Below are 10484 nucleotides of genomic sequence, written 5' to 3'. Positions count from 1 at the left end.
CCTGGCGACCGTCCACATCGCTGTCATCAATCAGTGGCTGCGACACGAGTGAGGGCGGCTCAAAGGGCCGCCCTCACTTCACTTCGACACAGAACCTAGCCGTGTGCACCAGGCAACTCACGCACGATGCCACAGCGGTCTACAAGCTCGAACGTTCGGCTCTGGCGCCGGCGCCGCTGGACAGCGGCCGGTCTCCGGTGCGCGGCCCGCTGGTGCGAACAAGCGCCGGACCGCGGCGCTCCCTCTGGGCGGCGAGGCAAGCACGGGCCGTTGATCCCGGTTCGTAGCGGGGCGCCAGCTGGGATCCTTGTGCGCCAGGAGACGAACCGCCGGCGGCGAACCGATCTCGTTCACGGTGTTGTGCGGTCGCCCGCGGAATTCAGCACGGTCGCGATCAGCGCGGTACCTTCGCCGGTGCGGCCGCCCGGACCTGGCTGATAGACAACCGATTCCGGCGTCAGCTCGCCGCCGCAGCCATCGCATGTCACCTTCGCCTCGACTCGATGACCGCACGTGCGATGGTGCAGAACCAGCGGCGGCCCCTCGGTCCCGGATTCCCATTTATCACCCCAAGCCATGAGGGCGAACAGCACCGGAATCAACTCCTGACCCTTGTCGGTCAGGTGGTATTCGTATCGGTCGGGCCGCTGCTCGTACCGGTGACGGCGCAATACGCCCTGGTCCACCAGCCGCTGCAATCGCTGGCTCAGCACGTTGGTGGCGATACCGAGGTCGCGCTGCAACTCCTCGAAACGCCGCAGGTCCAGTGCCGCATCGCGAAGGATCAGCAGGGTCCACGAGTCTCCGACGATCGACGCCGAACGCGCGATCGAGCACGCGATCTCGTGGAAGTTCTTTCGCCCCATCTTCGAGTCCCTTGCTTTAAGCAAGCTAGCTGCTTACAGTCGTTTTATGTATCACACCATCGTACGGTTCCTGGTCCGGAGAACGTGGCGCCGCACCGGCTCGGGCGATCACGACGCCGCCGTGGCGATGGCGGCACCGGATCTGCGATTCCGCTTTCTCGGCGATACCCCGCTCGGTGCCGACCTGCGCGGACCGGAGGCGTTTCGCGATTGGTTCGCTCGCTTCGATCAACTGCTGCCGGGACTGCGCCTGGAATTGGTGGATGTGGTCTCCAGCGGCCCGCCCTGGAGAACGAAGGTCGCGGTCCAGCTGCGGGTGAGCGGAACCCTGGCCGATGGCAGCGGTTACCGCAACACCGCGATGCAGTGGCTCACCCTGCGCTGGGGCAAGCTGGTGGACGATCTGGTCCTGGAGGACACCCTGACCCTGCAACGCGCCCTCGACCGGCAGCAGGCAGACGGGGTGATCGCCCGATCGCTGTGAGGCGGTCGGCAACACGCGATAGACGACCTCCACGCCACCACCACGATTGGGACCACGAAGCCGCTCAGCAGCCGCACCGGCCGTCGCCCCCGCGCCACAGCAAGGAATACTGGGCCGGCACGACGCATAGTTTGAGTGAAATTGGCGGCGAACTGTGTTGGACGGCAGCCGCTTACGCGAATTCTTGCTGACGCCGCGGCGTAACGGGGGGCTGGTACGGATCGATATGCGTGCGAACGGTTGCGGTATCGGACTCGAGGGGGACTCATGCGTACCAAGTCACTGATTGTTGCCGGCTTCGCGGCGAGCATCGCGATCACCGTCAGCGGTTGCGACCCGGCCTCCACTCCCGGGTCGCTGTCCACAACTACTCCGGCGGCCCAAACTTCGCAGCCGTCAGCACGAACCGGGCAACCCGCCCAATCGGGACACGCGACCGAGCCCGGCGGCAGCGTCCCCGAGACGGCCGAGGCTACGGTCGTGCCGGCGCCCGGAACCGCTGCCGCCGACCCGGCTACTCCCGCCGACACCGCCTTCCCGAAGTGTGTGACCGCCCAACTCCGTTTGGATAAGGGGGTCGGCGGCCCGGTGGGAGGGGACTGGTTCCTACGGTTCATCAACTCCAGCTCGCGAACCTGTGTCCTGCAAGGTTTCCCGGGCGTCTCGCAAACCAACGGCCCGAGCGATGACCCGGTGGGCGAGCCCGCCGTGCGGGACGAGGGTCCGCAGGCGCCCAAGCCCGCTCCGGTCACGCTCACACCGGGCGGGGCAGCTCAATTCGAGTTCATCACCTATCCCAAGCAGATCAACGATTGCGCAGCCCTGCGCACCACCACCCTGCGCGTCTACCCGCCCGACAACACCGAATCGCTGTGGCTGCCCTGGGACAACCTGATCTGCCCGAGCCCGCAGCGCATGCTCGTCGTCCGAGCGATCACGCCGCTGTAGGCGCTGCTGCTGATAGGTCCTTCCTCCCACGATGGGATCCGGCCTTCCCGTTCCCTGTGCGGGAAGGCCGCAGGCGGTGCCCACAGCGATCGCCGGTGCGGCAACCGGGAGGTCATGTCGGGAGGGCAAGCCGTTGCACCCGCCCGCTTTTCGCGAGATCGGCCTGGTCTGGACCGCGGACCGGCCGCCGGCTCCGGCGGTCCGCGCGTTCCGTGACTATGCCCAGAGCGGGGCCGCGGGTGCCTGGTCGGTGCGGGCAGGCCGCGGCCCGATCGTCCTCACCGCGTGACGGGCTTCGGGCCCGGTTGCGGGCCGGTGTTCAGCTGTTCGGGTAACACGGTGAAGTGGCGGACGAAACCGGAAAGGACGGGCAGGTCCTTCGGTGTGGTCCACTCGCCGAGCAGGTCGCCGGTGACGGTGTCGCTGTAGAGATAGTGACCGTGCGTGGGTTCGTCGAGGTCGTAGGCATCCAGGTAGATCCGCCATCGGCCGTCGGGGAGCGGGATCACGCACTGTCCCTCGCGCGGTTGTCCCGGGCCCGGTCCGCCCCAGCGCGCCCAGTTCCCGGTTCGCGCGAACGTGTACGGGCCGACCAGGCGGTCGGCCACCGCGACCTCGACGTTCTTGGTCGATTCGTTCTTGACGAACGCGTAGTAGCGTCCCTGCGACAACTTGACCGTGGTGTCGATGTAGCCCAGGCCGCCCGGTGCGGGAATGACGCCTGCCAGCGGTATGGGCGTGGTCCAATGCAGCCGGCTCAGCGATGAGGTGGTCGCGGTCATGACGCAGGGCCGGAAGACCGTGCCGTCGTCGATGTTCACCAGGACGCTGACCGTGCCGTCACGGTCGACGAACCATTCCGGCGCCCAGGTATGGGTGACACCATCGAACGGAATCGTGTACTCGTACAGAAACTCCCAGTGGATCCGGTCGCGGCTGCGAGCGAACCCGATGGTGTTGCCTTCCCATGCGGTCGTGTACGTCACGTAGTACTCGCCGTCGATGTGACGAAAGATGCTGGGGTCGCGGCACAAGCCCTTCTTGGTCGTGGCCGCCGCCGCCGGGGTGTCGGCGGGGTCGGCGTCCGGCGGACGGTAGGCGTCGGCCTGGACGAGCCGGAAATTCGTTGCGTCGGTGGATTCGTAGACCCACATATCGGTCTGGCTGGCGTTGGTGAACGCCGTCATCGTGTATCGGATCGGCGGGGCGACGGCCACTGCGCGTCGGGATGCCACAACGCTCAACGGTACGCTCGCTGCCAGGGCGAGCATCGCTCTGCGGGACAGCCCGATCGACGTCATATGCGGATTATCCAGCCCGTGAACGCTGAATGATTGCTGACACACCGCGCGTGGTGAGTAGGTCGATATGCTGCTGTTGTGGTGGCAGCACAGGCGCCGACGCCGGCCGTCCCGGGCGGCCGCCGGACTCTGCTGCGTGGGCCGTGGAGATGAGGCATGCGCGCCATCTGGTCTGCGAGCCGGGGCGATGCCGTCTCTACAGGGTTCAGGTAGTAATCGCGCGAAAGACAACGACAACTGAAGTCTGCGATCCACACGCGGTTGGGTGCGCTGGCGGTGAAGTCGCGGTTGAGCTTGTCACCGGCGCGTATCCCGTCCCTGGCAGGGATCGTGGTGCGCAGCTTGCGGCCTCGCACGATGCCGTTCATGCCGACTTCACGCATGATTCGATCCACGGTGCAGAAGGCCACCTGGTGGCCTCTCCGGCGCAGATAGCGGGTCATTTTCCGGCGCCCGTACATTTCCTCCGGCTGCCCGGCCAGATCGCGTAATGCGTTCTCCACGTGTGCATCTGCGACGTCGCGAGTCGACGGTGGTCGTCGGCGTGCGGTAGGTCCGCGGCGCGATCTGGATTCCGTGCGCGGCGAGCGCACGGCAGATCGACTCGACGCCGTAGACCTGGCGGTATTCGTCGATGAACCCGACGACCAGTGGTGTCGCTCGTTCCGTCGGGGAGCTTGTCCACCGAGCCCGAGACGCCGGGCAATCCGCCCGAGACCGTGCCGGCGGCATGGATGATCGGATCGGGTTCCCGGTCGTGACGACACTGCTCGTCGTCGCGCGAGACCGGGCAGCGCGCGGACCATCGATTCCCCGGCCGGCATGAACCGGTGGCGGATATACCGCATCGTCGCCTGCTGTGAAGTGACATCGGACCCTTGTTGCGCGGCGCCTGCGGTCCGACGCTGGATGTATGTCATTGCAGCACGATCCCCTGGCACCGGCAGTTCATACCGCCCACGAATGGCTCCATGCGGTCGCCGACCGGATCGGCACCGAGGACCGCGCCTTCACCTACCGTGTGGTGTGCGCCTGGCTGCACACTGTGCGCGATCGCCTCGATGTCGCGGCATCGGCCCGTCTGACCGCGCAATTACCCGAAATTTTGCGCGGCGTCTACTACGAGGACTGGGTGCCCGGCCATGTACCGGTCCGGCACGGCACCGACGAATTCCTCGCCCAATTCGCTCACGAAGCCAGGGTCCCCCGTGACCAGGTGCCCGGTCTGGTGGGCGCGGTGACCGAGGTGATGCTGCAACGCTGCTCCTCCGGCCAGTTCGACGGCTTGTTCGCGGTGCTCCCGGCACCGATGAGAGAGCTGTTGCGCGGCTTCCCCGAAGGTGCGCGGCACACCGCGCGGCCGCCGGGGCACGGCGACGGCAGCCGGATGGACGCCCTCGAACACCGCCTGCAACTGCTCGGTGATGCGGTAGCGGTACTCGCCCGCGGCCTCGAGGAGCTACCGACCACCGGCGAGGAGCATCGATCGGCCGCAGCCCAGCAGGCTCACCGCCTCCTCATGCGCGAGCATTTGACCACCCCGTCCGTCGGACACTGATCGGCTCCGGCGAACCACGGCCACCACGGGAAGGGAACCGAAGCAGCTGCCGCCCGCTGCGGCCGATGCCGCGAAAGAGGCCGCGTCGGTCCACTGCTGAACGGGTGGGCACAAGGCAGGTCGCTGACGACGTGTACACCGTTCCGGATCTCGAAAGGTGATCTCATGTTGTTCATCGATCGTGGCGACGCCGGTCGACGGCTGGCGGTGCCATTGCAGTCCTTGGACGGTGAGGACATGGTGGTGCTCGGGATCCCCCGCGGCGGCGTTCAGGTGGCATTCGAGGTCGCCACAGCGCTCGGGGCACCGCTGGATGTAATTCCGGTACGCAGGCTCGGCGTGCCACACCAACCCGAACTCGCCTTCGGGGCGATCGGCGAGGATGTCCGCGTCATCAACGAGTTCATCGTCGAGCAAGCGAAACTCACCGTGGACGAGATGGCCGAGGTCGAGCATCGCGAGCGGGCGGAAATCACCCGCCGGGCCGCCCTATTCCGGCACGGGCATCCACCGACCCCCGTGGCCGGACGCACCGCCGTGATCATCGATGACGGGATGGTCACCGGAGCCAGCGCCCGCGCCGCCTGCCGGATCGCCCGCGCTCACGGCGCAACGAGGGTGGTGCTCGCCGTACCGGTCGCCGCCCGCGAGGCGGTGAACACCCTGAAACGCGAGGCCGACGAGGTGATCTGCCTCGAAACCCCGGCATGGTCGCACACCGTGGGCCAGTGGTACCGCAGCTTCCCGCGGCCCTCCGACGACGACATAGCCGAACTGCTGGACCGCGCGGCGACAGGTGCCCCCGAACCGCCGCACGCCGAGCCCGGACCGCCCCCGCTGCGCGACGACGACGTGCACGTGATCACCGGAAACATCGAACTGTGCGGGCATCTCACCATCCCCGCCGACCCGATCGGCCTGATCGTATTCGCGCACCCCAGCGGAAGTAGCCGCCACAGCCCCCGCAACCGCTACCTCGCCGGAATACTCCAGCAGGCGGGACTCGGCACCCTGCTGTTCGACCTGCTCACCCCGGACGAGGAGATTCACCGAGCCCGGGTTTTCGATATCGACCTGCTCGCGGACCGACTGGTGGACGTCACCGACTGGCTCACTCACCAACCACACACCGAGGGCCTGAGGATCGCGTACTTCGGAACCGACACCGGGACGGCGGCAGCGCTGCGGGCGACCACCGACCCCCGGGTCGACATCGCCACCGTGGTATCCCGAAGCGGCCGGCCCGACCTGGCCCGCGACGCCATGACGCGGGTGCGGACACCTACCCTGCTCATCGCCGGTGGCGATGATCCGTTCACTTTGAAGTCGAACCAGCGGGCGCAAGCGACGATGTCGTGCGCGAGCACAGTCACGGTGGTGCCCGGCGCCGACCATCTGTTCACGCAACCGGATGCATTGGAGAGCGTCGCCGACCTCGCCCGGGGCTGGTTCGTGGCCCACCTGCCGATGAGCCGGCCATCCGAACACGTCTGAGAGCGATGCAGGAAGGACCGCGACCGGGAAGGACACGACGCGATCATGACCACGCTGCGCATCATCACGGGCAGTGCGAATCCGGAGTTGGCCGGTGCACTCGCGAACCTGCTGGGGGTGGGCCCGCCCGACACCGTGCTGGAACGGTTTCCCGACGGCGAACTGCTCCCGACCGTCGAGAACGTCGGCGGCAGCGACGTGTACCTGGTGCAACCGACCCCGCCGCCGGTCAACGACCACCTCGCGGAATTGCTGCTGTTGCTCGACGCCTGCCGCCGTGCCCACGCGGCGCGGGTGACGGCAGTCGTGCCCTACCTCGGCTACGCCCGACAGGACCGACGCATCCGTGCCGGGCAAGCCGTGGGAGTCGCGGTGTTCACCCGGGCCATCGCCGCCGCGGGTGCGGACCGCCTGGTGGTCGTGGATCCGCATACTTCGGCCCTGGAGGCGATCTGCCCTGTTCCGGTCGAGATACTCACCGCCGTGCCCGTCCTGGCCCGCGAGATCGCCCTGTCGGACCGTGTGGTCGTCGCGCCCGACGAGGGTGCGGTGAAACTGGCCGAGCGCTATGCGCAGGTGTCGCCGAACCCTCTTGCTGTGGTGCGCAAACGCCGGCTGAGCGGCACCGAGGTCACCGCACTCGAGCTGATCGGCGACGTGCGCGGCCGGTTGCCGGTGATCGTCGACGACATGATCTCCACCGGCGCCACGATCAGCACCGCGCTCGGGCTGGTACGCAGTCGCCACGCCGCACCCGACGTCACCGTCGCGGCCACGCACGGCGTGTTCACCCACGGCGCGGTGGGCCACCTGCGTCGATTCGGCCTGAAACGCATACTCCTCACCGACACCGTCGCCCACCGCGACCTCCCACCCGAATTCGAGGTGTGCTCGATCGCGCCGCTACTCGCCGACGCCGTCGCAGCCCTGCACAACGACGAACCTCTTCCCACATCGGCACGCGCAACCGCAAGGTAGTCCACCCGCCACGGGAGACTTCGGTCCCGCACCAGGGGCGGGCTGCCGCAGGTCCTCCCGCATACCTCACCGGTCAGGACTTCGGTGGGCAGGACCGAGGAACTTCGCCCCTGGCCGGGAACCAGCTCCGCACGATGTGCTGGAAGTGCGAGCCGAACCGAAGGGGTTCCGACAAACCCTCGGTCGGTCTCGTCGAGCACTGATCGCCACCGCCATCCGACACGGACTTCATGAGACAAAGGCAGGTTGCAGATATGAGGGGTCCACGAGCAACGAGCACCGATTCCCTGCTGCAGGTTTCGAGCGGCCACCACGTTTCGGCCGGCGCGGCCGACTACGCGCGCGAAAAGATCGGCCACGCACTCACTTTCGCTCCCGAGCCGATCTTGTCCGCGCGCGTTCGCCTGAGCGAGCGCGCGGATCCCGCGGCCACGAAACCGAGCATCGCCCAGGCCAACGTGAATGTGAATGGACACGGAATACGAGTTCAGGTCACCGCCGACACCGTCCGGGAAGCGATCGACCTGCTCGAGGCCCGGTTGACGGAGCGATTCGAACGCCTGGCCCGGCATTGGGAAGGCATTCGCGGCCAGCAACCGAAGCCGGGCCCGCACGAATGGCGGCACGACGCCCCACCCCGCACCCCTCTTCCCTACTTCCCGCGCCCGGCCGAAGAACGCGAGGTGGTGCGGCACAAGTCGTATGCGCTGACCGACGAAACGTGTGACGAAGCCGCGTTCGAAATGGAGATGATGGACTACGACTTCCACCTGTTCACCGAGTCGGGCAGCGGCGTCGACAGCGTGCTCTACCGCAGCGGCGACGGCTACCGACTCGCCCAGGTGGACCCACGGCCCGACACCGTCACACGCGGCAGCGTACCGATCACGCTCAGCCCAGCACCCCCGCCGGTGACGACGACCACCGGCGCCATCGAACGCCTCGAGCTCACCGGGTGGCCGTTCGTGTTCTTCGACGACCAGGACCGTCACCGCGGCTGCATCCTCTACCACCGCTACGACGGTCACTATGGACTACTCACCGCCGAATGAACACAGATGGCCCAGCCCGGCCGTCGGAACAGGCACGCCGATGACCCGGGTTCGCGACAGGAGGCTGTCATGCGGTCGAACGATGTTGCCGCACAACAACTGCGGGAGATAGCGGATCTGATCGCGATCTCCGGCGGCGATCGGTACCGGGTGCGGTCCTACGAGAAGGCAGCCCGCGCGGTGGCCGGTTGTCCCGTCGAACTCGATACGCTGGACCGCAAGGGACTGCTGGCCATCGCCGATGTCGGTGCCCACACCGCCGACCGGTTGCTGGAGTTGCGCCGTACCGGCCACATAGCCGATCTCGACGAATTGCACGCTCAACTGCCCGCGGGCCTGCGCGCTCTGCTCGGTGTTCCCGGGCTCGGACCCAAACGGGCACACCAGGTGTACCAGGAACTGGGCATATCGTCGATGCCCGAGCTGGTGACCGCCCTGCAGGCCGGCGATTTGGCCCGGCTGAAGGGATGGGGTGAGCTCAGTGAGCGCAACCTCGCGCGTGCTATCCGGAGTATGCGCGAAAGCGGGCAGCGCACCCCGATAGCGTTCGCGCTCGACCTTGCCGAGGACCTCGTCGCCCGGCTGTCGGCCATGCCGGGGGTGTGCCGGGCCGGCTACGCCGGATCGCTGCGTCGCATGCGCGACACGGTCGGCGACGTCGATCTGCTGGCGGCGGCCGACACGGCCGACGCACCTGGGGTCATGGACCGGTTCTGCGGCCTGCCGCTGACCGATCGGGTGCTCGCGCACGGCCCGACCAAGTCGTCGGTGGTGACCACCACAGGCATTCAGGTGGATCTACGGGTGGTTCCCGACGACACGTGGGGTGCCGCGCTGCTGTATTTCACCGGGTCCAAGGCCCACAACATCCGCATTCGCGAACGCGCCGTGCACGCCGGATACAAACTCAGCGAGTACGGGCTGTTCCGGGTCGACGACGATCGGCTGGTGGCCGCCGGTACCGAGGAGGAGATCTATGCCGCCCTCGGACTGCCGTGGATTCCACCCACCCTGCGCGAGGACCGCGGAGAGGTGGAGGCCGCGGCCGCGGGCGGGCTGCCCGAACTGGTGCGGGTCTGCGATATCGTCGGCGATCTGCACGTCCACACCGACCTCACCGATGGCCTGGCCTCGGCCGCCGACATGGTCGCCGCGGCCGCGGCACGCGGCTATCAATACTGTGCCATCACCGATCACGCCCCGGCGATGGCGATGCAGCGCATGACCCGCGCCAAAGCCCTGGCTCAACGCGCCGAATTACGCACGCTCGCACGACATTCCGGCATCGCGGTGCTCCACGGTTCGGAGTTGAACATCGCCGCCGACGGCAGTCTCGACTGGGACGACGAGTTCCTGTCCGGATTCGACGTGCTCGTCGCCTCGCTGCACTCCCATTTCGACCAGCCGCCCGACGTGCTCACCCGTCGGTTGATCACCGCGATGGAGAATCCGTACGTCAAGATCATCGGTCACCCCACCACTCGCATCCTCGGCCGCCGGCCACCGGTCGAGTTCGATGCCGATGCGGTATTCGCCGCAGCCGCCCGTACCGGAACGGCGTTGGAAATCAACGCCTTTCCCGACCGGCTCGACCTCGACGACGAACTGGCCCGCCGGGCCCGCCGGTACGGGGTGGTGTTCGCCATCGACACCGACGCCCACGCCGTCCGCCATTTCGACCACATCCGCTTCGGAGTGGCCACCGTGACTGCGCTCGCCGAAGTTCCCCACTTGTGCTCGCCGAAATTCCCCACCCGTGAGCGGTGTCGATTATAGGGGTTCGCGGTTTCCGGTGGTGGCTCG

The 10484-nt window shown here is 67.4% G+C and carries 10 protein-coding genes; 7 read left to right on the top strand and 3 right to left on the bottom strand.

Annotated elements, in window-relative coordinates:
• Positions 1-350: 350 nt before the first annotated feature.
• A complete protein-coding gene (locus tag IG65_RS0133235) occupies positions 351-866 on the bottom strand; it encodes a helix-turn-helix domain-containing protein (protein WP_030518902.1) in 516 nt (171 codons plus the stop codon).
• Between the two features lie 46 nt (positions 867-912).
• Here IG65_RS0133235 and IG65_RS0133230 point away from each other — a divergent pair, with 46 nt between their 5' ends.
• Together IG65_RS0133230 and IG65_RS36315 are read left to right on the top strand one after the other, a co-directional pair.
• On the top strand, positions 913-1350 hold the full coding sequence (locus IG65_RS0133230; RefSeq protein WP_030518901.1) for a nuclear transport factor 2 family protein: 438 nt from the start codon (positions 913-915) through the stop codon (positions 1348-1350).
• 267 nt (positions 1351-1617) lie between these two features.
• Positions 1618-2298, top strand: coding sequence for a DUF4232 domain-containing protein (locus IG65_RS36315; protein WP_030518900.1), 681 nt, complete (start codon positions 1618-1620; stop codon positions 2296-2298).
• Positions 2299-2576: 278 nt separating this feature from the next.
• Here IG65_RS36315 and IG65_RS0133215 read toward each other — a convergent pair whose 3' ends face one another.
• A complete protein-coding gene (locus IG65_RS0133215; RefSeq protein WP_231509607.1) occupies positions 2577-3533 on the bottom strand; it encodes a glycoside hydrolase in 957 nt (318 codons plus the stop codon).
• A gap of 62 nt (positions 3534-3595) precedes the next feature.
• Positions 3596-4102 (bottom strand): IS3 family transposase, encoded by a 507-nt coding sequence (locus tag IG65_RS38760; protein WP_197040013.1) that lies wholly within the window; start codon positions 4100-4102, stop codon positions 3596-3598.
• A 410-nt stretch (positions 4103-4512) separates the two neighbouring features.
• Here IG65_RS38760 and IG65_RS0133205 point away from each other — a divergent pair, with 410 nt between their 5' ends.
• The 5 genes from IG65_RS0133205 (at position 4513) to polX (ending at position 10457) form a co-directional block, all read left to right on the top strand.
• Positions 4513-5157, top strand: coding sequence for a DUF2267 domain-containing protein (locus tag IG65_RS0133205; RefSeq protein ID WP_030518898.1), 645 nt, complete (start codon positions 4513-4515; stop codon positions 5155-5157).
• A gap of 165 nt (positions 5158-5322) precedes the next feature.
• Entirely contained in the window at positions 5323-6651 is a 1329-nt protein-coding gene (locus tag IG65_RS0133200) for a phosphoribosyltransferase family protein (protein ID WP_030518897.1), read from the top strand.
• Positions 6652-6696: 45 nt separating this feature from the next.
• Complete coding sequence (locus tag IG65_RS0133195; protein WP_030518896.1) at positions 6697-7629, top strand: ribose-phosphate pyrophosphokinase; 933 nt, start codon at positions 6697-6699, stop codon at positions 7627-7629.
• 254 nt (positions 7630-7883) lie between these two features.
• Positions 7884-8681: a sigma 54 modulation/S30EA ribosomal C-terminal domain-containing protein gene (locus IG65_RS0133190; protein ID WP_051757304.1), complete on the top strand. Its 798-nt coding sequence runs from the start codon at positions 7884-7886 to the stop codon at positions 8679-8681.
• Positions 8682-8750: 69 nt separating this feature from the next.
• Positions 8751-10457 carry a DNA polymerase/3'-5' exonuclease PolX gene (polX, locus tag IG65_RS0133185; protein WP_051757303.1) on the top strand — a complete coding sequence of 569 codons (1707 nt, stop codon included), beginning with the start codon at positions 8751-8753 and terminating at the stop codon, positions 10455-10457.
• Positions 10458-10484: the final 27 nt, after the last annotated feature.

The sequence above is a fragment of the Nocardia sp. NRRL WC-3656 genome, from assembly GCF_000720265.1.
GTDB lineage: Bacteria > Actinomycetota > Actinomycetes > Mycobacteriales > Mycobacteriaceae > Nocardia > Nocardia nova.
This window is presented reverse-complemented; position numbering and strand designations above follow the sequence as displayed.

What these genes read in the sequence shown, in the direction of transcription:
- IG65_RS0133235 (WP_030518902.1), bottom strand. Translation starts at nt 866, where the DNA reads ATGGGGCGAAAGAACTTCCACGAGATCGCGTGCTCGATCGCGCGTTCG.
- IG65_RS0133230 (WP_030518901.1), top strand. Translation starts at nt 913, where the DNA reads ATGTATCACACCATCGTACGGTTCCTGGTCCGGAGAACGTGGCGCCGC.
- IG65_RS36315 (WP_030518900.1), top strand. Translation starts at nt 1,618, where the DNA reads ATGCGTACCAAGTCACTGATTGTTGCCGGCTTCGCGGCGAGCATCGCG.
- IG65_RS0133205 (WP_030518898.1), top strand. Translation starts at nt 4,513, where the DNA reads ATGTCATTGCAGCACGATCCCCTGGCACCGGCAGTTCATACCGCCCAC.
- IG65_RS0133200 (WP_030518897.1), top strand. Translation starts at nt 5,323, where the DNA reads ATGTTGTTCATCGATCGTGGCGACGCCGGTCGACGGCTGGCGGTGCCA.
- IG65_RS0133195 (WP_030518896.1), top strand. Translation starts at nt 6,697, where the DNA reads ATGACCACGCTGCGCATCATCACGGGCAGTGCGAATCCGGAGTTGGCC.
- IG65_RS0133190 (WP_051757304.1), top strand. Translation starts at nt 7,884, where the DNA reads ATGAGGGGTCCACGAGCAACGAGCACCGATTCCCTGCTGCAGGTTTCG.
- polX (WP_051757303.1), top strand. Translation starts at nt 8,751, where the DNA reads ATGCGGTCGAACGATGTTGCCGCACAACAACTGCGGGAGATAGCGGAT.